The sequence below is a fragment of the Streptomyces sp. NPDC001843 genome, assembly GCF_042891955.1.
Classification (GTDB): domain Bacteria; phylum Actinomycetota; class Actinomycetes; order Streptomycetales; family Streptomycetaceae; genus Streptomyces.
The window spans coordinates 1,127,335-1,149,944 of record NZ_JBIATQ010000001.1 but is presented as its reverse complement, the minus strand read 5'-3'; the positions used below and the strand labels follow the sequence as shown (position 1 = coordinate 1,149,944).

Sequence of the window (22,610 nt, the reverse complement as noted above, 5' to 3'; positions counted from 1 at the left end):
ACGACGGACCGGACCGCACGGAGCCAGTATCAGCTGGGCGGTACGGCCCGGTCGAGGGTGAACGTCGGATCAGGCGCGGCCCGAGAGCTCGAAGCCGGCCTCGTCGACGGCCGCGCGAACGGCCTCCTCGTCGAGCGGGGCGGTGGAGACGACGGTGACCTCGCCGGTCGACGCGACGGCCTTCACCGAGGTCACGCCGGGGATCTCGGAGATCTCGGCGGAGACGGAGCCCTCGCAGTGTCCACAGCTCATCCCGCTCACCTTGTAGACGGTGGTGACGGACGGGGTGTCGGTCGGGGCGCTCATGTCGTTACTCCTCGTCGTTGCGGGTGGGGCCGACGAGGCCCACGGTGGGGCCCGCACTCCCGAGGGTATACCCCTAGGGGGTATTTCTCCAAGAGGTGCCCCGGCGTGCCGGTGAACAGACCCAGGCGATGCCCAGCAGGGGGACGAGTACCGGTCCGCCGACGGAGAACACCGTGAAGAGGTGCTCCACCGCGGCCGCCGGCCGGGGGAGGTACCCGTGGGCGGAGTCCCACAGCGCGTGCAGCAGGCACACTCCGAGCCAGGCGCCGAGGACCGGTCCGCCGAGGCGGAAGCGGCCGTTCGGGCGGCGGTGCGCGAGCAGCACCCCGCCCGCGACGGCCGTCCACAGGCCCTGCCCCAGGGGTGCCAGCACCCCGCGCAGGAGTTCGGCCCCCAGCAGCGCCCGCAGCCCGGCGTCACCCGGGACGACGGCCGCTTCGAGGGTGTGGCCCCAGCTCTCCAGTGCCGCGAAACCGAAGCCGACGGCCGCGCCCAGCGCGAGCCCGGCCCGCATGCCGCGGATCCCGCTCAGCCGGCGCAGCGCGAACATCAGCGCGCCGAGCTTCAGCGTCTCCTCGACCGGGCCGACGGTGGCGAACGTCCACGGCGAGGGGTTGATCAGGTGGTACTCCGCCGCCGACGCTCCCAGGACGCCGAGCGCGCCGCCGGCCAGGGCGCAGCCGAGGACCGCGCTGACCCCCAGGTCGCGCGCGTGCCGCTCGTAGGCCCACAGCACGAAGGTGACGGGGAGGAGGAAGCCGCCGAGCGGGATCAGGGTCGGCAGCAACGTGGTGTCCGCTGTCGTGTAGGTCACCAGCGTGGTCAGCGCCCACAGGGCCAGACCGCCGCCCAGCCAGCGCCGCCACAGGCCCGCTCGGATGCGCGGATACGGGGGAGGGGGTTGCTGCGGGCCGGGGATGCGGGCGCGGGGCGCGCCGGGCGGCGGAGGATGGGTCACGGCAGATCCCCTCGGGCTCCTGCTGGGTGATTTACCCGAACCCTATGCAGGTGTCCCCTGTGTCGCAGTCCGAGGGAGGCCGGTGTGGTCCGTGCGGTGGAGTCGCTCGTAGTGTTCGCGTTGATCTCTGCGGCGGTGCGGAAGGTGAGGGCGAGGGCACATGCGGGCTGTGGTGTTCGAGCGGTACGGGGAGCCGGCCGAGGTGCGGGAGGTGCCGGATCCGCGGCCCGCCGAGCACGGTGTCGTGGTGCGCGTCGAGGCCACCGGCCTGTGCCGCAGCGACTGGCACGGCTGGATGGGCCACGATTCGGACATCACGCTGCCGCACGTGCCGGGCCACGAACTCGCCGGGACCGTCGAGGCGGTCGGCGACCGGGTCACCGCATGGCGCCCCGGCGACCGGGTCACCGTGCCCTTCGTCTGCGCCTGCGGCGCCTGTCCCGCCTGTGCGGCCGGTGACCATCAGGTGTGCGAGCGGCAGACCCAGCCCGGCTTCCACCACTGGGGCTCGTTCGCCCAGTACGTCGCGCTGGACCACGCCGACGTGAACCTCGTCGCCGTCCCCGAGGAACTGTCCTTCGCGACGGCGGCCTCGCTCGGCTGCCGGTTCGCGACGGCCTTCCGTGCGGTCGTGCAGCAGGGGCGGGTGGCCGCGGGGGAGTGGGTCGCGGTGCACGGCTGCGGGGGAGTGGGCCTGTCGGCCGTGATGATCGCGGCGGCCGCGGGGGCGCGCGTGGTCGCCGTGGACGTGTCACCGGCGGCGCTGGACCTGGCGCGCGGGTTCGGCGCGGCGCACTGTGTGGACGCCGCGCGGACGCGGGACACGGCCGCCGCGATCCGTGACGTGACCGGTGGCGGCGCCCATCTCTCCCTCGACGCGCTCGGTTCGCCCGCCACCTGTGCGGCCTCCGTGGAGTCGCTGCGCCGTCGCGGCCGGCACGTCCAGGTGGGCCTGCTGCCCTCGCCGGACGGCACGACCCCCGTGCCCATGGCCCGCGCCATCGCCCTGGAGCTCGAACTCCTCGGCAGTCACGGCATGGCCGCGCACGCCTATCCGGGCATGCTGGAACTGGTCCGCGCGGGCGTACTGCGGCCCGACCTGCTGGTGACGTCGACGATCCCGCTGGACGCGGCTCCGGACGGGCTCGCCGCGATGGGTACGGCACCCGGCGCGGGAGTCGTCGTCATCCAACCCTGGAACTGACACCCGGAACTCCGGGAACCGACACCCGCGTGCCCGACCGCTCAGGTCTCCTTCCGGCCGCGGTTGCCGGGTCTGGAGGCGACCCAGGTGCGGACGGTGTCGGCGTACCAGTAGGGCTTGCCGCCCTCCACGTGGTCGGGCGGCGGCAGCAGCCCGTGCTTGCGGTAGGACCGTACGGTGTCCGGCTGCACCCGGATGTGCGCCGCGATCTCCTTGTACGACCAGAGCCTTCGGTCGGTCATGAGCTGCACCTCCCTGCGTGCGCCGCGGCGGAGGCCGGGGGAGGCCGTCGGGGAGCCGGGCGCTGCGCTGGTGATCACCAAGCCTGTGCCTGGTCAACGACGCAGAGTGACCACGGGAAGTGTCTGTCGGCCGGGTGTGACGAGGGGGCCGCGCACTCGGGACATGTGTGACGGGGCGGGCGAGTTCGTGACAGAGGTGCAGCAGAAGTCGTGCCAGGGTGCGTGGGCGTGGCGCCTTGACGGACGCGCCGGGGGCGGACCGGGCCCGACGCTGTTCGGCCGCAGGTCTCCCCGCGCCCGTGTCCGCCGTTCCGTGCCCTTGGCGAGTCGGCCCCGCCGCCTGCTCGCGCGGCCGGGCCACGACCCCGTCGGCACGACTGGCCGCGGCCGACGGCTGCCCGGAAGCCCGCGCCCCGCGCGCGGTCGGACACCTGCGTCACGCACGACCGCCGCGTGCCCGACTCCGGCCCGACCGCCGGAGGCCTACGCCCCGCAGGACCTCAGGAACGCGCGGGTCCGCCGGGCGATGGGGAGGGGCTTGTCCGGATCGCACGGGTACATGTCCTGCTCGACGATCGCGAACAGGTCGACGTCGAGCTTCTGCGCCGCCTCCAGGACCGGGCCGAGCGCGGGCACCCCGGACGGCGGCTCGCACATCACGCCCTGGGCGACCGCGGGGCCGAACGGGGTCCCGTTCGCCCGGACGTCAGCGAGGATCTCCGGGTCCACCTGCTTGAGGTGCAGGTAGCCGATGCGTTCGCCGTAGGTCTCGATCAGCTTGACGCTGTCGCCGCCGCAGTAGGCGTAGTGCCCGGTGTCGAGGCACAGCGAGACCAGCGAGGAGTCGGTGCCGTCGAGGAAGCGGGTGACGTTGTCCTCGCTGTCGATGTGGGTGTCGGCGTGCGGGTGGACGACGATCGTCAGCCCGTACCGCTCCCGCACCTCGCGTCCCAGCCGCTCGGTCAGCGAGGTCAGGTTGCGCCACTGCTCGGCGGTGAGGGTGTCCGGCTCCAGCACCTCGCCGGTCTTGTCGTCCCGCCAGAAGGAGGGGATCACGACGAGGTGCCGGGCGCCCATCGCCTGGGCGAGCGCGGCGTTGTCCGCGACGTGCGCCCAGGTCTTCTCCCACACGGCCTCGCCGTGGTGCAGGCCGGTGAAGACCGTGCCGGCCGACACTTTCAGGCCACGCCGCGCCGTCTCCTCGGCGAGCAGGGCGGGGTCGGTCGGCAGGTAGCCGTACGGGCCCAGCTCGATCCACTCGTAGCCGGAGTCGGCGACCTCGTCGAGAAAGCGCTGCCAGGGCACCTGGGCGGGGTCGTCCGGGAACCAGACGCCCCAGGAGTCGGGCGCCGACCCGATCCGGATGCGGGACAGTGGGGCTTGTGGTGACAACGACGTCATGGCCGTCAGCGTGCGGGCACCGAAAGCGCGTGTCAAGGTCTGGTCCGAATGTCTGGACAAAACATTGACAGGCTCCCGGGTGCGGGGCTACAAACCGGGGGAGAGCCGTGACGAAGGGAAGCCGGATGGCGTACGACCTGATCACCATGGGGCGGATCGGTGTGGACCTCTACCCGTTGCAGACGGGAGTCCCGCTCGCCCAGGTGTCGTCCTTCGGCAAGTTCCTCGGCGGGTCGGCGACCAACGTCGCGGTCGCCGCGGCCCGCCTCGGCCGGAGCACCGCCGTGATCACCCGCACCGGTGACGACGCGTTCGGCGCCTATCTGCACGAGGCCCTGCGCGGCTTCGGCGTCGACGACCTGTGGGTCACCCCGGTCCCCGGGCTGCCCACGCCGGTCACCTTCTGCGAGGTCTTCCCGCCGGACGACTTCCCGCTGTACTTCTACCGGCAGCCCAAGGCGCCCGACCTGGAGATCGACGCCCACGAGCTCGACCTCGACGCGATCCGTGACGCGGGGATCTTCTGGGTCACCGGCACCGGCCTGAGCGAGGAGCCCAGCCGCACGGCGACCCTGGCGGCCCTCGCCCACCGCGCCAAGTCCGGTACGACGGTCTTCGACCTCGACTGGCGCCCCATGTTCTGGACGGACCCGGACGCGGCCCGCCCCTTCTACACCGAGGCCCTGCGCCACACCACCGTCGCCGTCGGCAACCTCGACGAGGTGGAGGTCGCCACCGGAGTCCGCGAACCGCACGCCGCGGCCCGTGCCCTCCTGGACGCCGGGGTGGAACTGGCGGTCGTCAAGCAGGGCCCGAAGGGTGTCCTCGCGGTGAACCGCGACGGCGACACCGCCGAGGTCCCCCCGCTCCCGGTGAACGTCCTCAACGGACTCGGCGCCGGCGACGCCTTCGGCGGCTCCCTCTGCCACGGCCTGCTGGCCGGCTGGGACCTGGAGAGGATCATGCGGCACGCCAACGCGGCCGGCGCCATCGTCGCCTCCCGCCTGGAGTGCTCCTCCGCGATGCCCACCCAGGACGAGGTGGCCGCCGCACTCGAGGCCGGAGCGGTCCGGTGAGCGCCCGCCACGCCGTGAGCGCCGAGAGCGGCCTGAGCTCACCGAAGGTCGACGTCTCCGCGCTGGTCCACACCCGCACCCACCACCCCGAGGCCATCGCCGAGGCCGCCGCCCGCCGGGTCCGCAGGCCGCTGCTGGGCACGAGCGACCGGCTGATGATCGTCGCCGCCGACCACCCGGCCCGCGGCGCCCTCGGTGTCGGCGACCGCAAGCTGGCCATGGCCAACCGTGCCGAACTCCTCGAACGCCTCTGCCTGGCCCTGTCCCGCCCCGGCGTCGACGGCGTCCTGGCCACCGCCGACATACTCGACGACCTGCTGCTGCTCGGCGCCCTCGACCGCAAGGTGGTCATGGGCTCGATGAACCGCGGCGGCCTGCAGGGCGCCTCCTTCGAACTCGACGACCGCTTCACCGGCCACCGTCCCGAGGACATCCAGCGCCTCGGTTTCGACGCGGGCAAACTGCTGCTGCGTATCGACTACGACGACCCGGGCTCCCTGACCACCCTGGAGTCCACGGCCCGCGCCATCGACGACATGGCCGCGCGCCGGCTCCCGGTCTTCGTCGAGCCGTTCATCAGCCGCCGTGGCGACGACGGGCGGCTGCGCAACGACCTGAGCGCGGACGCGGTCACCAAGTCCATCGCCATCGCCTCGGGCCTCGGTGGCAGTTCGGCCTACACCTGGCTCAAGGTCCCGGTCACCGAGAACCCCGACGACATGGCCCAGGTCATGGAGACCTCCACGCTGCCCGCCGTACTGCTCGGCGGCGACATCGGCGACTCGCCCGAGGACCAGGTCGCCGCCTACGAGAAGTGGCGGGGCGCGCTCCAACTCCCGACCGTACGCGGCCTGGTGGTCGGCCGCTCGCTGCTGTACCCGGCGGACGGCGATGTGGCCGCCGCCGTGGACACCGCCGTAGGACTGCTGTGAGGGCCGCATGACCAGCAACGACCTCTACCTCCGCCAGGGCGCGACCGCGGGCGCCCAGTATGTGCTCGACATCGACCCCAAGCGGGCCGGCTGGACCTACAGCAGCCTGCGCGTGGTCGAACTGGAGCCGGGCGGCACCCACACGTTCACCACCGGCGACAGCGAATGGATCGTGCTTCCGCTGAGCGGCGGTTGTACGGTGCACGTGGAGGACGAAGAGTTCCAAGTCCTGGGCAGGGACAGCGTGTTCGACGGGGTCTCCGACTTCGTGTACGCGCCCCGCGACGCCCGGGTCCAGATCGCCTCCGGCGCGGGAGGCCGCTTCGCCCTGGCAGGAGCGAAGTGCGAGCGACGACTCCCCGCCCGCTACGGCCCCGCGCCGGAGGTCCCCGTCGAAGACCGCGGCAGCGGCACCTGCGCCCGCCAGGTGCGCAACTTCGCCTCCGCGGACTCGTTCGACTGCGACCGGCTGATCGCCGTCGAGGTGATCACCCCTGGCGGGAACTGGTCCTCGTACCCGCCGCACAAGCACGACGAGCACCGGCCCGGCGAGGAAGCGGAGCTCGAGGAGATCTACTACTTCGAGATCGACGGCCCGAACGGTTTCGGATACCAGCGCGTATTCCCCTCTCGTGAGGGCGGATCGGACGTCCTCGCGGAGGTCCGCACCGGCGACGCCGTCCTCGTCCCCGACGGATGGCACGGCCCGGCCATCGCCCAGCCCGGCCACGCCATGTACTACCTGAACGTCATGGCCGGTCCGGGCGAGACTCGGGAGTGGCGGATCTGCTTCCACCCGGACCACGTCGAAAGCACTGGGGGTTACCGATGACGGCGCAGACCTCAACGACGAGGCTCACGGTCGCGCAGGCGCTCGTCCGCTTCCTGGCCGCCCAGTACACCGAGCGGGACGGGGTACGGCAGCGGCTGATCGGCGCCACCTGGGGCATCTTCGGCCACGGCAACGTGGCGGGCATCGGGCAGGCGCTCGTCGAGTACGCCGGCGACATGCCGTACCACCAGGGCCGCAACGAGCAGTCCATGGTGCACGCGGCGGTCGGCTACGCGCGTCAGTCGAACCGCCTGTCCACGCACGCGGTGACGACCTCCATCGGCCCCGGCGCGACCAACCTGGTCACCGGCGCCGCCCTCGCCACCGTCAACCACCTCCCGGTCCTGCTGCTGCCCGGCGACACTTTCGCGACACGCCCGGCGGACCCGGTGCTGCAGCAGCTCGAGGTGCCGTACGCGGGGGACGTGTCGGTCAACGACTGCCTGCGCCCGGTGTCGCGCTACTTCGACCGGATCACCCGGCCGGAGGCCCTGATCCCGGCCGCCCTGCAGGCGATGCGCGTCCTCGCCGACCCCGTGGAGACGGGCGCGGTCACCCTCGCGCTGCCGCAGGACGTGCAGGCCGAGGCGTACGACTGGCCCGAGGAGTTCTTCGCCGAGCGGGTGTGGACCGTACGGCGGCCGGGCGCGGACCCGGCGGAACTCGCCGAGGCCGTACGAGCGATCCGGGCCGCGAAGCGGCCGCTCGTCATCGCGGGCGGCGGAGTCCACCACAGCCGCGCCGAGGAGGCCCTCGCCGAGTTTGCGGCGGCGACCCGCATACCGGTCGCGTCCACCCAGGCCGGCAAGGGCTCGCTCGACCACGACCACCCGCAGGACGTCGGCGGCGTCGGCCACACCGGCACCGCCACCGCCGACGAACTCGCCCGCACCGCGGACCTGGTGATCGGCGTCGGCACCCGGTACACGGACTTCACCACCGCCTCCGGCACCCTCTTCGAGAACCCGGACGTCCGTTTCCTCAACCTCAACATCGCGCCCTACGACGGCCACAAGCTCGCCGGGCTCCCGCTGGTCGCGGACGCCCGCAGCGGACTGCAGGAGCTGACCGAGGCGCTGGCGATGCACGACCACCGGGTCGCCGACCAGTACGCCACCGAGTACGGCGAGGACAAGGAACGCTGGGAGCAGCGCGTCGACGCCTGCTACGAGGCCGACGAGCCCGACGTACGGCCGACGCAGCCGCAGGTGCTGGGCGCGCTGGACGCGATCGTCGACGAGACGGACGTGATCATCAACGCGGCCGGCTCACTCCCCGGTGACCTGCACAAGCTGTGGCGCGCCCGGTCGCGTGACCAGTACCACCTGGAGTACGGCTACTCCTGCATGGGCTACGAGATCCCGGCCGCGATCGGTGTGAAGATGGCCGCCCCGGACCGGCCGGTCTGGGCGCTGGTCGGTGACGGGACGTACCTGATGATGCCGACGGAGATCGTCACGGCGGTGCAGGAGGGGATCGCGATCAAGATCCTGCTCGTGCAGAACCACGGGTACGCCTCGATCGGCGGCCTGTCGGAGTCGGTCGGTGGCGAACGGTTCGGCACCGCCTACCGCTACACCGCCGACGACGGCACCTTCACCGGCGCCCCGCTGCCCGTCGATCTCGCCGCCAACGTGGCCAGCCTCGGCATGCGGGTGCTGCGCGCGAAGACCGTACGGGACCTGCGCGCGGCGCTCGCCGAGGCGCGGGCCGCCGACACTCCCACATGTGTCTACGTGGAGACCGAAACCGCAGACACAGTGTCGGGCGCGCCCCCGGCGCAGGCCTGGTGGGATGTTCCTGTGGCCGAGACCGCGACCCGATCGTCCGCGGTCAAGGCACGTGAGCTGTACGAACGGCACGTCTCGACCCGACGCCGCCATCTGTGAAGGAGTACTCGGTCATGACGAAGATCGTCAACCACTGGATCGGCGGCAAGCCCGTTGAAAGCGCCGCGGGCGCCTCGGGTACGTTCGGGCCGGTCACGGACCCGGCGACCGGTGCGGTCACCACGAAGGTCGCGTTCGCGACGGTCGACGACGTGGACGCGGCCGTCGCCGCCGCCAAGGACGCCTACGCGACCTGGGGCCAGTCCTCGCTGGCCCAGCGGACGTCCATCCTGTTCAAGTTCCGGGCGCTGCTGGACGCCAACCGCGACGCGATCGCCGAACTGATCACCGCCGAGCACGGCAAGGTGCACTCCGACGCGCTCGGTGAGGTGGCCCGCGGTCTGGAGATCGTGGACCTCGCGTGCGGCATCACCGTGCAGCTCAAGGGCGAGCTGTCGACGCAGGTCGCCAGCCGGGTGGACGTCTCCTCGATCCGGCAGCCGCTGGGTGTCGTCGCGGGCATCACGCCGTTCAACTTCCCGGCGATGGTCCCGATGTGGATGTTCCCGATCGCCATCGCGTGCGGCAACACGTTCGTGCTGAAGCCGAGCGAGAAGGACCCGTCCGCGTCGATCAAGATCGCCGAGCTGCTGGCGGAAGCCGGTCTGCCGGACGGTGTCTTCAACGTCGTCCACGGCGACAAGGTGGCCGTCGACCGTCTGCTGGAGCACCCGGACGTCAAGGCGGTCTCCTTCGTCGGCTCCACCCCGATCGCCCGCTACATCCACACCACCGCCTCCGCCAACGGCAAGCGCGTACAGGCGCTGGGCGGCGCCAAGAACCACATGCTGGTGCTGCCGGACGCCGACCTGGACGCGGCTGCCGACGCGGCGGTCTCGGCGGCCTACGGTTCCGCGGGCGAGCGCTGCATGGCGATCTCCGCGGTCGTGGCGGTCGGCGCGATCGGCGACGAACTGGTGGAGAAGATCCGCGAGCGCGCCGAGAAGATCAAGATCGGCCCCGGCAACGACCCGTCCTCCGAGATGGGCCCGCTGATCACCAAGGTCCACCGCGACAAGGTGGCCTCGTACGTCGAGGGCGCGGCGGCCGAGGGCGCCGAGGTCGTGCTGGACGGCACGGGCTTCACGGTGGACGGCTTCGAGGACGGCCACTGGATCGGCATCTCGCTGCTCGACAAGGTGCCCACGTCCGCCAAGGCCTACCAGGACGAGATCTTCGGACCGGTCCTGTGCGTGCTGCGCGCCGACACCTACGAGGAGGGCGTTGCGCTGATCAACGCGTCCCCCTTCGGCAACGGCACCGCGATCTTCACCCGGGACGGCGGCGCGGCCCGCCGCTTCCAGCTGGAGGTCGAGGCCGGCATGGTCGGTGTGAACGTGCCGATCCCGGTCCCCGTCGGCTACCACAGCTTCGGCGGCTGGAAGGACTCGCTCTTCGGCGACCACCACATCTACGGCAACGACGGCACGCACTTCTACACCCGCGGCAAGGTCGTCACCACCCGCTGGCCGGACCCGGCCGACGCCCCGGCGGGCGTGGACCTGGGCTTCCCGCGCAACCACTGACGCCGTACGGTGCCCTGCCTCTCCGAGGGGGCAGGGCACCGGTGTGTTCAGCTCTGCTTCCGCTTCATCACGTAGGTGAGGTCGGCGGTCTTCGAGGCGGGTGGGGCCTTCACGGTGGCCGTCTTGCCGAACTTCTCGAAGTCCATGGTCACCGTCATGGTGCCCATCTTCTCCTTCATGCGCACCGGAAGGTCACCGGAACCGACCCAGACGTCCATGGTGATCGAGGTGATGCCGAGCGCCGTGCCCATCGGGGTGTCCTTACCGTACGCGTCCTTGAACTTGCCCAAGTGCGCCTGGTCGATCACGGCCCGGTAATGGGTCGTACGCTGCCCGTCCACCGTCTCCGCGCCGAGGTTATCGACGTCGTTGGCGTACTTCAGCCCCTTCATGGACGCCGAAGGACTGCCGTTGCTCCCCCTGAGGGCCTGCGCGCCCTTCGCCCCGAAGATGGCCGAGCCGTCGACCTTGATCCAGTTCTTGCCCTTGTACCGGCCGGTGCGAGGCGAGTCGACGTTGTAGTAGTAGGCACCGTCGACGAACAGGAAGCGAATCTTGGCGGAGTGCTGGAGGGCCTGCATGTTCGCGGCCTTGGTGTCCGTCTCGACGTCGAAGGCGTACCCGTTGGCCCAGGAGTACGTGCCGTCCATGGTGGTCGGTGTGTCGGTGCCGATGGCCGTCGTTATCTTGACCTGGGCGGATCCCAGGCCCTCCGTCCGGTCCGTCGCCCGTGCCAACGCCGCCATCGCCTTGCCGGCGCTGTCGACCGTCTTGGCGGCAGACCTCGCCCCCTCCGTGCCGCACGCGGAGGCTGCCAGCAGCGCCGCCGTACACGCCACCCAGGCAGCGCTCTTCCCCAGCTTCATCGGTCCCCACCCCTGTGTATCGGTTGTGAGCGGTGACTCTAGCGGGGCCCCCTGACACCGGCGCGACTGGATTACGCGCGACTTTTTCGACGACGCCCCTGCGGTTCCCGCACAGGGCAAAAACAAGGCGGCTATTACGGAAACTGCTGTATACGCGATCAATGACGCTCCGGACCTACGGATTCCGTAGGTAATCACCCATTGACGTGTCGGTTTCTGACGCTCACGCGAAGTCCCACGTCACCACCGAGCACGTACCGTCGCCCTTGCCGCCCGCACTGCGATACGCGGCGAGGGCGACGTCGTTCCCGGTGTCGACCAGGACCCACATCCCGTAGCAGCCCAGCTCGCGCCCCAGTGCCGCGAGGCGCAGGACCAGCGCCCGCCCGACGCCCCGCCGCCGGTAGGGCTCCGCGACCGCGAGCTCGTACAGGAACATCTCGGCGCCCTTGTCGGGGTGGAGCGTCTCGACGCCGCTGACGAAGCCCACGGGGACGTCCACGCCGTCCTCGTGGGCCAGGAACAGATGGTGCCCGGCAGCAGTCAGGAAGCACTCGGCCCACTCGGTGCGCACTGCGTGGTCGAAGAGGTGCCCGGCGGCGGCGACCTCGGCGACGGAGCCTGCGCGGCGAATCTCCATGGGTTTCTCGTACCACGACTGGTGTACGCGGTGAGAGGCCCGTACGCCCGAGGGAGGGCCGGGAGGTCGGCCCCCGGGTTGCATCGGTTGTCGGTGGCGGCCCGTACCGTTGACGCATGGATCTTCGAGTGCCCGGTGTGCGAGGGCTGCTTCGGGGGCCGCGGCGGATGCTGGCCGCCGCGGCCGCCGTCGTCGTGCTCGCCGGTGCCGGTACGTGGACCGCCGTCGCCTCCGACGACACGGCCCCGGTGCGCCGGACCGACCGGGTGATGAGCATGGGTGACGGGGTGCGCATCGACACCTCGTACTTCACCTCCGGTCCCGCCGGCCGCCGCCCGGCCGTCCTGCTGGCGCACGGCTTCGGCGGCAGCAAGGACGACGTACGGCAGCAGGCGGAGGAGCTCGCCAGAGACGGGTACGCGGTGCTGACCTGGTCGGCGCGCGGCTTCGGGCACTCGACGGGGAAGATCGGCGTCAACGACCCCAAGGGCGAGGTCGTCGACGTCTCCCGGCTCATCGACTGGCTGGCGAAGCAGCCCCAGGTCCGGCTCGACAAAACGGGCGACCCGCGAGTCGGCATGGCCGGCGCCTCCTACGGCGGCGCCATCTCCCTGCTGGCCGCCGGGTACGACCACCGGGTGGACGCCATCGCCCCGTCGATCACCTACTGGAACCTCGCGGACGCCCTGTTCCCGAACGGGGTGTACAAGAAGCTCTGGGCCGGGATCTTCTTCAACGAGGGTGGCGGCTGCGCCAGGTTCGAACCCGCGTTGTGCCGGATGTACGACCGGGTCGCCGAGTCGGGCAGGCCGGACGCGGCGGCGCGGAAACTGCTCGAGGAGCGCTCGCCGTCAGCCGTGGCCGACCGCATCAAGGTGCCGACGCTGCTGGCCCAGGGGCAGACCGACTCCCTGTTCACGCTCGCCCAGTCCGACGCGGCCGAGAAGGCGATCCGCGCGAACGGCGCCCCCGTCGACGTCGACTGGATCGCGGGCGGGCACGACGGCGGCGACATGGAGACCGGCCGTGTGCAGGGGCGTGTGACGGCCTGGTTCGACCGCTACCTCAAGGGTGACAAGGGCGTCGACACCGGCCCCGCCTTCCGCAGCACTCGCACCGGAGGCGTCGACTCCACCGACGGCGCCGCCCAACTGCGGGGCGCGACCGCGGACACCTATCCGGGGCTGGAGAGCGGCCGGCGGGAGATGGCGCTGCGCGGCGGCGAGCAGCACGTCACCAACCCGCCGGGGGCCGACCCGCCCGGTGTCTCCGCCCTGCCCGGCCTGGGCGGCTCGGGCGGCCTCGCCCAGTTGTCCTCCCTCGGCGTCGGGGTGTCCCTCGACTTCCCCGGCCAGTACGCCGCCTTCGACTCCGCCCCGGTGGGCAGCGACCTGCAGATCACCGGCTCGCCCACCGCCACCGTCCACGTCACCTCCACGAGCGACGACGCCGTGCTCTTCGGAAAGGTGTACGACGTCTCGCCCGACGGCAGCCGGCAGGTGCTGCCCTCCCAACTGGTCGCCCCGGTCCGGGTCGCGGGCGCCAAGTCCGGCAAGGACGTCACCGTCACGCTCCCGGCGGTCGACCACGAGGTGCAGAAGGGCCACCGGCTGCGCCTCGTCCTCGCCTCCACCGACCTCGGCTACGCCTCCCCGGCGGCCCCGGCCACGTACACCGTCTCCCTGAAGGGCGACCTGAGCGTGCCGACGGCCCCCGCGGTGGACACGGCGGCGGCCCCGCTGCCCGCATGGGTGTGGTGGCTGCCCGCGGCGGGCGCGGCGGCCGCGCTGGCCCTGCTGGTGACCGGCCGTCGCCGCACGGCCGCCCCGGGACCGGACGCCGAGCTGGCCGAAGTCCCGCTGCAGATAACGGATCTGAGCAAGCGGTACGCGAAGTCCGCGGACCGGTACGCGGTGCGGGAGCTGTCGTTCCGGGTGGAGAAGGGCCAGGTCCTCGGCCTGCTCGGGCCGAACGGCGCGGGCAAGACGACGACCCTGCGCATGCTGATGGGCCTGATCCGGCCCGACGGCGGCGAGATCCGCGTCTTCGGGCACGCGATCCGGCCGGGCGCGCCGGTGCTGTCCCGGGTCGGCGCGTTCGTGGAGGGTGCGGGTTTCCTGCCGCACCTGTCCGGGCGGGAGAACCTCGAGCTGTACTGGCGGGCCACCGGCCGTCCCGCCGAGGACGCGCACCTGGAGGAGGCCCTGGAGATCGCGGGCCTCGGTGACGCGCTCGCCCGCGCGGTGCGCACCTACTCCCAGGGCATGCGCCAGCGCCTGGCCATCGCCCAGGCCATGCTCGGCCTGCCCGATCTGCTCATCCTCGACGAACCCACCAACGGCCTCGACCCGCCCCAGATCCGTGAGATGCGCGAGGTGATGATCCGGTACGCGGCCGCCGGGCGCACGGTGATCGTCTCCAGCCATCTGCTGGCGGAGGTCGAACAGTCCTGCACGCACCTGGTGGTGATGGACCGGGGCCGGCTCGTCCAGGCCGGGCCGGTGGCCGAGATCGTCGGCTCCGGCGACACCCTGCTGGTCGGCACCGCCGCGCCCGTGGAGGAGCCGGTCGTGGAGAAGGTGGCCGCGCTCCCGGGTGTCGCCTCGGCCGTCCGCGCCGAGGGCGGGCTCCTCGTCCGCCTCGGAACCGAGGCGAGCGTCCCTCGGCTGGTCGCCGAACTCGTCCGGCTCGACATCCCGGTGGAGTCCGTCGGCCCCCACCGCCGGCTGGAGGACGCCTTCCTCACCCTGATCGGAGGCACGGCATGAGCACGCTCGCCGAGCAGCAGGAGCCCGTCCCGCACCCGGAGCCCGTCGAGACCGCCTCCGGCTACCGGGCCGGCCGCACCCTGCCCCTGAGGGTGGAGCTGGTCCGGCAGCTCAAGCGGCGCCGGACGCTGATCATGGGCGGGATCCTCGCCGTCCTGCCCTTCGTCCTGGTCATCGCCTTCGCCGTCGGCGGCGACCCCGGGGGCCGCAACAACCAGGTCACGCTGATGGACACGGCGACCTCGTCCGGCGCCAACTTCGCCGCGGTGAACCTGTTCGTGTCGGCGGGCTTCCTGCTGGTCATCCCCGTCGCCCTGTTCTGCGGGGACACGGTGGCCTCGGAGGCGAGCTGGTCCTCGCTGCGCTATCTGCTCGCCGCGCCCGTGCCCCGGGGCCGGCTGCTGTGGTCCAAGCTCGTCGTGGGGCTCGGGCTCAGCCTGGCCGCGATGGTACTGCTGCCGGTGGTGGCGCTGGTCGTCGGCACGGCCGCCTACGGCTGGGGGCCGCTGCAGATCCCCACCGGCGGCGCGCTCGACTCGGGGACGGCGGCCCAGCGCCTGCTGGTGGTCGTCGCGTACCTCTTCGTGTCCCAACTGGTCACCGCCGGGCTCGCGTTCTGGCTGTCGACGAAGACGGACGCCCCGCTGGGCGCGGTCGGCGGCGCGGTCGGACTCACCATCGTCGGCAACGTCCTCGACGCCGTCACCGCCCTCGGGCACTGGCGCGACTTCCTGCCCGCGCACTGGCAGTTCGCCTGGGCCGACGCCGTCCAGTCACGCCCCGAGTGGTCCGGCATGATCCAGGGCACCGCGATATCCGTCACCTACGCCCTGGTGCTGTTCGCCCTGGCCTTTCGCGGGTTCGCCCGGAAAGACATCGTGTCGTAGCGGAGCCCGCCAACCGGGTGAATCCCCGCAACCAATTCTCCGCCGCCGGGTTGATGAAGCAGTGGGGCATGCGACGCCACGAGAAAGGAACGCGCAGTGCTCAAGAGCTTCTGCCCTCGGTATGCCGGTGACAGCCGCTCCCACGGCGCTCGCCATCGGCGGCGATAACGGGCCGGGTTCGCTGCTCCGCCACGGTCACAGGGGCTTTCTTGGCGGGCTTTCCGTATTCCGGTCGGCCTGACGGCGGATCGGTCCAACCTCCCCCACCGTGTCATGGCCGGCCTTGGACGTCGTTCTCCGTTCCGAGGCCGGCTTTCCCAGTTCTTCAAGCAGGAAGATAACCACATTGCGACAGACCCTGAGCAGGGGAGTGTTCGCGGCGACCGCCGCCACGGGCATTCTGTCCCTGTCCTGCAGCGCCGCCATCGCCGACGCGGACGCGGCGGGCGGCACCAAGGATTCCGGTGGCGTGCTGGCCGGGAACGTGGTGCAGGTTCCGATCCATGCGCCGGTGAACATCTGCGGCAACACCATCAGCGGGCTCGCGGCGCTCAACGCGGCGTTCGGCAACGACTGCGGCAACGGCTCGCGGTCGACGGCATCCTCCGACGAGGACGCCCACACGCCGCCGTCGTCGGGTACGGGCGAGACATCTTCGCCCGGCGACGACGATGACGACTGCCCGACGCCCACGCCGTCCACCACCCCCACCGCGACTCCGCCGCCCCCCACGCGCGTCGTCGAGAAGCCGCGTCCGACGACCCCGCCCACGCGGACCAGGACGGCGACGCCTCCGGCCGACGAGCAGCAGCAGGGTGAACCGCCCCAGCTGGCCGAGACCGGCAGCAAGACGATGCTGGCGACCTCGGCCGCCAGCGCCGCACTGCTCGCCGGCGGGGTGCTGATGTACCGCCGCGGCCGCGCCGCCGCCCGGCGCTAGCAGGGTCCGGGGTGCCGGACCCCGTCCCGCAGTCCACGGCGAGCACTCCGGGCATGCTCCGGAACGCCACGGCGGCGCCGTAGCCGGTGCGGCGCAGCCGGGGTCCGGGCCGCGACGGGGACCGCACCGCACCCCTGCGTCCGCTCGGCCGGCGGCGACGAGGCCGGCCCGCCCGGCAGCGAGCCGGCTCCGGGCAGGACCAGGACTCCGGCCTCCGGCGCACGGCACCCGCACCCCCCAGGGCCAGGGCCGCTGACGGCCGGCTCACCGTCAGCGGCCCAGCATTGCCCGCGCACGGTGCCTGGTCAGCGACGAACCGGCGTCGGCGCCCATTCCCGCTTGCCGGCTCCCGGCACGGGGATCGTCCCGCCCGCCGGGGTCTTCCGCAGCCGACGGCGTACCCCTCGTACGAGGGTCGAGGCCGTGAAGGTCGCGCCGTGGACGAAGCGCATGGCGGGCCCGAAGCCGGAGGCGGTGACCAGACCCGCCATGAACAGGCCGGGATGGGAGGACTCGAACTCACGCCCGACCGCGGGGGAGCCGTCGGGCAGCGCCGCCAGCGTTCCGCGCAACTCCTCGGAGAGCAGCCCGAGCCGGTCGCAGCGTGCCCGGAACCCCGTGGCGGCGATGACGTGTTCGGTCTCCAGCGTGCGCGGTCCGCCGTTGCGGCTCGTCATGTCCAGCCGTACCCCGCCGGGCACCGCACGGGCCGCGGTGACCTGGTGGCCCGGCAGCAGTTCCACCGCGCCCTCCACCCGGTCGCGCACCCACCACGCACCCGCCGGCCCCAGCGCCGTGGCCGCGATGCGCTGCCGGGTCTGCTCCGGCAGGTGCCGGAAGTAGCCCGGGCGCTCGGAGTAGAACCAGTTCCGCCAGCCGGGGCCGAGGCCGCTGTGCGGGGAGCGGATGTTCTGCCACAGGGGGCGCTCCCAGGGCGGCGGCACGTCGTTCCACACCAGCCGGTCCGCCCGTGCCAGCACCCGTACCCGGGTGCCCTGCTCGGCGAGCAGCGCCGCGGTCTCCAGGGCCGCCTGGCCACCGCCGATCACCGTGACGTCACCACCCCGGAAACGGTCCAGGTCGCTGTGGTGGCTGCTGTGCGTCACCAGCGCGGGGTGCAGTCCGCGCAGCGCCTGCGGTACCTCCACGAACGGCATCACACCGACCGCGAGCGCGACCGTCCGCGCGTGCAGCGCCTCCCCGTCCTCGGTCACCACGGTGAATCCGCCGGGAACGGACGCCACCCGGGTCACCATGCGCTCGTCCACCTCCGGTACGGCATGGCGCGCGAACCACAGGCCGTACGACGCGAACGCCTCGACCGGGATCGGCTCGGCGTGCCGTGCCGTCATGCCGTGCTCGGCGCAGTACACCTCCAGCCGCCAGCGCCCGGCCGGGTCGGAGAGGTTGGAGGCCCACGGCTCCGACTTCAGGAACATGCCGCGGGGCATGTTGTCCCGCCAGGAGGCCATGGGCCGGCCGAACACGCGGAGGTTCAGCCCGGCGGCCGCGGCATGGGACGCGATCGACAGGCCGTAGGGGCCTGCCCCCACCACCAGTAGGTCGTACATCATCAACTGCTCGCTTTCTCATCGTCGGTCAGGGCGGAGGAGGCCGCCCGGGGGGTCGGAAGCTGCGCCGGTGCCGGTGTCGTCGCGCCCAGCCGTTCCCGCAGTCGGCGGGACACATGGCGGCACCACAGGGCCCACATCGCCCATCCGGGAACGCGGTCGTCCCGGGCGTACCAGGCCAGTTCGCGTCCGCCCGGTGCCGGGCGCAGCGCGGCGAACGGCGCGTAGTTCTCCACCACGAACGCCCGCCCGGCCGTCGGGATCCCGTCCGGCAGCGGGCGGCCCGTCAGGTCCAGGTGGAGGGCGCGTACGACGTCGAGCCCCGCGCTGTCCGAGAACAGCCGGAACTGGGCGCCGGGGCGCGGGTTGAAGTCGAGGAGGTGGTAGCGGCCGGTCGTGCCGCAGCGGCGGAAGTCGAGATCGAAGACGCCGCGGTAGCCCAGCTCGCCGACGAGGCGCTCGGCCGACGTCTGCACCTGTGCGTTGGGGGTCCAGCAGCCCACCGCGGTAAGGCCCGCGCCACGTGGCCAGGCGAGCTGTTTGCGGCCCGGCCCGCCCGCGCGGACGGCGCCCGACCGGTCGGCGTAGCCGTGGAAGAACCAGTCCCGGTCCGGTCCGGGCGGCAGGTACGCCTGCAGCAGCAGAGCGCTGCCCGCCTCCTCGGTGCGCAGGTACAGCTCCCGGGCCTGCTGTGCGGTGTGCACCAGCGCGGTGCTGCGCAGTCCGCTGCCGGTGGGCAGCAGCCAGGGCCGGCTCCACTTCGCCACCAACGGCAGCCCGAGCCGCCGCACGGCGTCGTCGACCGCCGCCGGGCCGTCCGGGACCAGGGTCACCGGGTGCGGGACGTCCGCGGTGGCGCACACGGCGGCCAGTTCCGCCTTGTCGGCGACGCGTTCGGCCAGTGCGCCCGGCATCGCCGGCAGGAGGTAGGAGGGCGCGAGTGCGTCCCGCATCCGTGCCGTGGCGATCGCGCACGCGTCGTCCATCGGGACCAGCACGGCGGGACGGGCGATCCGGTCGGCCACCCGGCGCAGCACGGCGAGGATGTCGTCCGGGGAGGCGTCCGGGGGTGGTGGGGGATGCATCCGGCTCACGTAACGGGACCTGCGGACGGGACTTCCCACCGCGTCGGCGACGACATGGACCTCCACGCCCGCCCTGCCGAGCGAACGTACGGCCCCGAGTGTTCCGTGGTGAAAGGGATTGCGGTCGGTCCGCAGCAGTACTGCGGGGACCCGGGTGTCGAGCAGCGACATGAATTCTCTTTTCTTCAGGTTTCTTCAGATCGGCTCACCCGCATGGGCGAGCGCTGTACTCGAAAGCCGTAACGGCGGTGGCGCCGCCGGCTTTCCTGTGCCTCACTTCAAATGACAGGGCGTCAAAAACGCGCACTTGACGACAAGTCCGGACGACAGCGAAGAAAGGTGCGGGCATGGCCCCAGAGCACAGGCGGCACCGGCGCGGCCTGCTGGCCTTGGGCGCGGTGGCGGTGGCCGTGTCCGCCGTCCTGGCCTCCGGTCTCTCGGCGAGGGTGGAGGTGCCGGACGACGACCGTGCCCCGGCTCCGGTGCCGCCTCCGCCGAGACCCGCGGTGAGCGTCCCGGCCGTTCCCGCACCCACCGTCACACCGCCGGTCCCTCATCCGCCGGCCGTCCCCGGGTTGCCGAAGCCGCCGTCGCTTCCGCCGTTGGTGGAGCGCCCGGCCTTCGGGGCCTTCCTCAGCTCCGACGCCAGCGGCATCGCACGGATGCGCGAGCTCAGTCGCTGGCTGGGCGGCGCCGACCTGCGGGTCGGCCACACCTACCTGCCCGGCAACCGCTGGAGCGACATCGAGGGCGCCCTCGGCTTCCTCGACGCCTGGGCGCGCTGGCGGGACGAGAGGGCCGACCGGATGCTCGTCCTCAACGTTCCCCTGCAGGAACGCAACGAGGCGGGTGTCTCCGACGTCGAGGTCCGGCAACTCCTGCGGCGGGGCGCCGCAGGAGAGTTCGACCACCACTTCCGCGCCCTGGCCGAGCGGCTGGTGCGCCTGAAGGTGCCCGACACCGTCCTCGTGCTCGGCTGGGAGATGAACGGCGTCACCTACACCCACCGCTGCGGGCCGGACCCGGAGTCCTGGAAGAGGTACTGGAGAAGGATCGTCGCCACCATGCGTTCGGTGCCGGGCCAGAGGTTCCGGTTCGATTTCGCACCGAGCCGCGGCCGGGACGCCGTTCCGTGGACGCAGTGTTATCCGGGGGACGACGCCGTCGACATCATCGGCATGGATTCCTACGACCAGCCGGCCGGGCTGTCGTTCGACCAGCAGGTGACGGAGCCCTACGGACTCCAGGCACACGTGGATTTCGCGAAGGCCCACCGCAAACCCATCTCCTACCCCGAATGGGGGCTTTTCCGGAACGGCGACAACCCCCAGTACATGGGGCGCATGCTCGCGTGGATGGACGCGCACCATCCGCTCTACAACACGCTGACCGACTACTGCCCGCACGGTGTGTGGCAGTGCGACGCCAACCCGAGGTCCTCCCGCGTCTACCGGGCGTTCCTCTACGGCCGCACCGACCAGCCGCACCAGCACCCCACGCCCACATCGCACCCCACACCGCAGCCGACCCCGCCCGCCCCGCCGTCCCCGCCGGACTGCGCGTCGGTGGACCTCGGTGACTGGGTGGAGGACTGGCTCGGCGGACGGCTCTGCATCAGCTTCCACTGGTGAGAGCACACCGGCCGGCCCACCCACGAGCCCGGTCGGACGCACCGGCGTCACCGCTTGCCTTTCACATCGGCGGCGGCCGCCGGACCGGGCACCGACGCGGCGGGGGCGGGTTCGTCGCCCTGCAGGGGCCGCCTCGGCCGTGCCAGCAGGACCAGGCCGCCCAGCAGCCCGCCCGCGCTCGCGCCCACCAGGGCGGTCACCGTCGATGACGCGGACGTGGGTTCCGTCGGCTTGCCCGCCCTGGAGAACTGCACGAGCTCGACGTGGGTCCTGCGCTTGGCCGCGTTCGCCTGCCGGGTCAGCGAGCGGGAGACGGCGTTGGCCATGTCCTTGGCCCGCTGCGGGCGCGAGGAGGTGGCCGACACGGCGACCATCGGCGCGTCCGGCGAGGTGGCCGCCTGCACGCTGCGCTGCAACGTGCGCACCGAGACGCCCGCCCCGTACCGCGCGTCCGTCAGCACCGCGAGCTGCGTGGCGACCCGGCCGTACGCCTGCGCGAAACCGAGGGCCGAACCGGCCTCGGACTGCCCGGTCGGTACGACGATGACGTAGCTCGTGGCCGTGTACTTCGGAGGGGTCAGCTTGCCGTACGCGCCGCCGAGCAGGCCGCCGACGAGGGCGCCGGCCGCGAGCAGCGACCAGGACGGCAGCCTCCTGACCCGGGCCAGGGACAGACGGCGCTGACGCTTCGGTGTGTCGGTCATGACGGGCTTGCTCCCAGAGGTGAAAGGGACGACGACGGGCTGGAGACCGCTGCTGCATACACGTCCATGAGCCGGGCTGCGCTGCGGGTGATGCTGTAGCGGTGCGCGGCCTCCGGGGCCGTGCGAGGCCGGGGGCCCGCCGCCCGGACCTCGGCGATCGCGCGTGCGTACGCCTCGGGGCCGCCGCGTACGCACCAGGCGCCGGCGGCGGCCGACGGCGGCAGGTCCTCGATCGCCGGGCAGGAGGCGTAGAGCACGGGCAGACCGGAGGCCAGCGCCTCGATCACCGCCAGTCCGAACGCCTCCTCCGTGGACGGGGCCGCGAGCAGGTCCATCGCGGAGGTGAGCGCGGGCAGGTCCGGGCCCGGGGAGCCGTCGGAGACGTAGGGGCGTTCGCCGGTGAACAGGACACGGTCGGACACGCCGGCCTCGTGCGCCGTGCGGCGCAGCACGTGCTCCTCGGGGCCGCTGCCGACCAGCAGCAGCCAGTGGTCGTCCGGGAGCCGGCCGAGCGCGCGCACGAGGACGTCGAACCGCTTGCCCGCGGCGAGCCGGCCGACACCGCCGACGACGTACGCGCCCTCCGGCAGGCCGAGCCGCCGGCGGGTGAGTTCGCGCCGCTCCCGGTCGAAGCGGAAGCGGTCCAGGTCGATGCCGTTGGGGACGACCTCGATACGGGGCGCCGGCACGCCCCAGCGCTTGAGGCGGTCGGCCACCGTGGGGGAGACGGCGACCGTGGCCGAGCCGAGGCGTTCGCTGGCGAGGTACAGCGCGCGTACCCCCGCCGTCAGCGCGCGGCCCTCCATCTGCGAGTCGCCGAGGGAGTGTTCGGTGGCGACGACCGCGCGGACTCCGGCGATCCGTGCGGCGGGCCGGCCGTAGACGCAGGCCCGGTACAGGTGCGTGTGCACCAGGTCGTAGCGGCCGGCGCGGATCAGCCGGACCAGCCGCGGCAGCGCGGGCAGGTCACGGTTGCCGCCCATGCCGAGATGCGTGACGCGCACGCCGTCGGCGGCCAGGCCCTCGGCGACCGCACCCGGGTTGGTGAGCGTGACGACGTCGCATTCGACGGGCAGATGCCGCAGCATCAGGCGCAACTGCTGCTCGGCCCCGCCGGTGCCGAGCCCGGTGATGATGTGCAGAGCCCTCATC

At 72.4% G+C, this 22,610-nt stretch carries 20 protein-coding genes; 10 read left to right on the top strand and 10 right to left on the bottom strand.

Going from position 1 to position 22,610, the window contains the following annotated elements:
• Positions 1 to 69: 69 nt before the first annotated feature.
• Both ACFYZQ_RS05305 and ACFYZQ_RS05300 read right to left on the bottom strand, forming a co-directional pair.
• Positions 70 to 306, bottom strand: a complete 237-nt coding sequence (locus tag ACFYZQ_RS05305) for a heavy-metal-associated domain-containing protein (protein WP_389141754.1) — start codon at positions 304 to 306, stop codon at positions 70 to 72.
• Positions 307 to 379: 73 nt separating this feature from the next.
• Entirely contained in the window at positions 380 to 1,264 is an 885-nt protein-coding gene (locus tag ACFYZQ_RS05300; RefSeq protein WP_389141752.1) for a PrsW family glutamic-type intramembrane protease, read from the bottom strand.
• A gap of 160 nt (positions 1,265 to 1,424) precedes the next feature.
• Here ACFYZQ_RS05300 and ACFYZQ_RS05295 point away from each other — a divergent pair, with 160 nt between their 5' ends.
• A complete protein-coding gene (locus ACFYZQ_RS05295; protein ID WP_389141750.1) occupies positions 1,425 to 2,468 on the top strand; it encodes a zinc-dependent alcohol dehydrogenase family protein in 1,044 nt (347 codons plus the stop codon).
• A 41-nt stretch (positions 2,469 to 2,509) separates the two neighbouring features.
• Here the strand turns inward: ACFYZQ_RS05295 and ACFYZQ_RS05290 are convergent, their stop codons facing one another.
• Both ACFYZQ_RS05290 and ACFYZQ_RS05285 read right to left on the bottom strand, forming a co-directional pair.
• Positions 2,510 to 2,710: a helix-turn-helix transcriptional regulator gene (locus ACFYZQ_RS05290; RefSeq protein WP_389141748.1), complete on the bottom strand. Its 201-nt coding sequence runs from the start codon at positions 2,708 to 2,710 to the stop codon at positions 2,510 to 2,512.
• Between the two features lie 483 nt (positions 2,711 to 3,193).
• Positions 3,194 to 4,111: a sugar phosphate isomerase/epimerase family protein gene (locus ACFYZQ_RS05285; protein WP_389141746.1), complete on the bottom strand. Its 918-nt coding sequence runs from the start codon at positions 4,109 to 4,111 to the stop codon at positions 3,194 to 3,196.
• Positions 4,112 to 4,236: 125 nt separating this feature from the next.
• Between ACFYZQ_RS05285 and iolC the strand changes: the two genes are divergently transcribed.
• The 5 genes from iolC to mmsA are packed head-to-tail and all read left to right on the top strand — an operon-like array spanning position 4,237 to position 10,366.
• A complete protein-coding gene (gene iolC / locus ACFYZQ_RS05280; RefSeq protein ID WP_389141915.1) occupies positions 4,237 to 5,187 on the top strand; it encodes a 5-dehydro-2-deoxygluconokinase in 951 nt (316 codons plus the stop codon).
• Positions 5,188 to 5,201: 14 nt separating this feature from the next.
• Positions 5,202 to 6,119 carry a deoxyribose-phosphate aldolase gene (locus ACFYZQ_RS05275; RefSeq protein WP_389141913.1) on the top strand — a complete coding sequence of 306 codons (918 nt, stop codon included), beginning with the start codon at positions 5,202 to 5,204 and terminating at the stop codon, positions 6,117 to 6,119.
• A gap of 7 nt (positions 6,120 to 6,126) precedes the next feature.
• Positions 6,127 to 6,951: a 5-deoxy-glucuronate isomerase gene (gene iolB, locus ACFYZQ_RS05270; RefSeq protein WP_389141744.1), complete on the top strand. Its 825-nt coding sequence runs from the start codon at positions 6,127 to 6,129 to the stop codon at positions 6,949 to 6,951.
• Entirely contained in the window at positions 6,948 to 8,840 is a 1,893-nt protein-coding gene (gene iolD / locus ACFYZQ_RS05265; protein WP_389141742.1) for a 3D-(3,5/4)-trihydroxycyclohexane-1,2-dione acylhydrolase (decyclizing), read from the top strand. The genes iolB and iolD overlap by 4 nt, the downstream gene beginning before the upstream one ends.
• 14 nt (positions 8,841 to 8,854) lie before the next feature.
• Positions 8,855 to 10,366: a CoA-acylating methylmalonate-semialdehyde dehydrogenase gene (mmsA, locus tag ACFYZQ_RS05260; protein ID WP_389141740.1), complete on the top strand. Its 1,512-nt coding sequence runs from the start codon at positions 8,855 to 8,857 to the stop codon at positions 10,364 to 10,366.
• 47 nt (positions 10,367 to 10,413) lie between these two features.
• On the opposite strand, the gene ACFYZQ_RS05255 is transcribed toward mmsA, so the two are convergent.
• Both ACFYZQ_RS05255 and ACFYZQ_RS05250 read right to left on the bottom strand, forming a co-directional pair.
• Positions 10,414 to 11,232 (bottom strand): hypothetical protein, encoded by an 819-nt coding sequence (locus tag ACFYZQ_RS05255; RefSeq protein ID WP_389141738.1) that lies wholly within the window; start codon positions 11,230 to 11,232, stop codon positions 10,414 to 10,416.
• A gap of 223 nt (positions 11,233 to 11,455) precedes the next feature.
• On the bottom strand, positions 11,456 to 11,872 hold the full coding sequence (locus ACFYZQ_RS05250; RefSeq protein WP_389141736.1) for a GNAT family N-acetyltransferase: 417 nt from the start codon (positions 11,870 to 11,872) through the stop codon (positions 11,456 to 11,458).
• A 116-nt stretch (positions 11,873 to 11,988) separates the two neighbouring features.
• Here ACFYZQ_RS05250 and ACFYZQ_RS05245 point away from each other — a divergent pair, with 116 nt between their 5' ends.
• The 3 genes from ACFYZQ_RS05245 (at position 11,989) to ACFYZQ_RS05235 (ending at position 16,467) form a co-directional block, all read left to right on the top strand.
• Complete coding sequence (locus ACFYZQ_RS05245) at positions 11,989 to 14,640, top strand: CocE/NonD family hydrolase (RefSeq protein WP_389141734.1); 2,652 nt, start codon at positions 11,989 to 11,991, stop codon at positions 14,638 to 14,640.
• Positions 14,637 to 15,527, top strand: coding sequence for an ABC transporter permease (locus ACFYZQ_RS05240; RefSeq protein ID WP_389141732.1), 891 nt, complete (start codon positions 14,637 to 14,639; stop codon positions 15,525 to 15,527). Before ACFYZQ_RS05245 ends, ACFYZQ_RS05240 begins: the two co-directional genes overlap by 4 nt.
• A gap of 346 nt (positions 15,528 to 15,873) precedes the next feature.
• Complete coding sequence (locus tag ACFYZQ_RS05235; protein ID WP_389141730.1) at positions 15,874 to 16,467, top strand: chaplin; 594 nt, start codon at positions 15,874 to 15,876, stop codon at positions 16,465 to 16,467.
• 305 nt (positions 16,468 to 16,772) lie between these two features.
• Here ACFYZQ_RS05235 and ACFYZQ_RS05230 read toward each other — a convergent pair whose 3' ends face one another.
• Both ACFYZQ_RS05230 and ACFYZQ_RS05225 read right to left on the bottom strand, forming a co-directional pair.
• Positions 16,773 to 18,038: an NAD(P)-binding domain-containing protein gene (locus ACFYZQ_RS05230; protein ID WP_389141911.1), complete on the bottom strand. Its 1,266-nt coding sequence runs from the start codon at positions 18,036 to 18,038 to the stop codon at positions 16,773 to 16,775.
• A gap of 2 nt (positions 18,039 to 18,040) precedes the next feature.
• Positions 18,041 to 19,294 carry an ATP-grasp domain-containing protein gene (locus ACFYZQ_RS05225; RefSeq protein ID WP_389141728.1) on the bottom strand — a complete coding sequence of 418 codons (1,254 nt, stop codon included), beginning with the start codon at positions 19,292 to 19,294 and terminating at the stop codon, positions 18,041 to 18,043.
• 176 nt (positions 19,295 to 19,470) lie between these two features.
• Here ACFYZQ_RS05225 and ACFYZQ_RS05220 point away from each other — a divergent pair, with 176 nt between their 5' ends.
• Positions 19,471 to 20,754, top strand: a complete 1,284-nt coding sequence (locus ACFYZQ_RS05220; protein WP_389141726.1) for a glycoside hydrolase family 26 protein — start codon at positions 19,471 to 19,473, stop codon at positions 20,752 to 20,754.
• Between the two features lie 47 nt (positions 20,755 to 20,801).
• Here the strand turns inward: ACFYZQ_RS05220 and ACFYZQ_RS05215 are convergent, their stop codons facing one another.
• Both ACFYZQ_RS05215 and ACFYZQ_RS05210 read right to left on the bottom strand, forming a co-directional pair.
• On the bottom strand, positions 20,802 to 21,458 hold the full coding sequence (locus tag ACFYZQ_RS05215) for a lipopolysaccharide biosynthesis protein (protein ID WP_389141724.1): 657 nt from the start codon (positions 21,456 to 21,458) through the stop codon (positions 20,802 to 20,804).
• The gene (locus ACFYZQ_RS05210; protein ID WP_389141722.1) at positions 21,455 to 22,609 is read right to left on the bottom strand and encodes a glycosyltransferase; all 1,155 of its coding nucleotides are present in this window, start codon (positions 22,607 to 22,609) and stop codon (positions 21,455 to 21,457) included. Before ACFYZQ_RS05210 ends, ACFYZQ_RS05215 begins: the two co-directional genes overlap by 4 nt.
• Position 22,610: the final 1 nt, after the last annotated feature.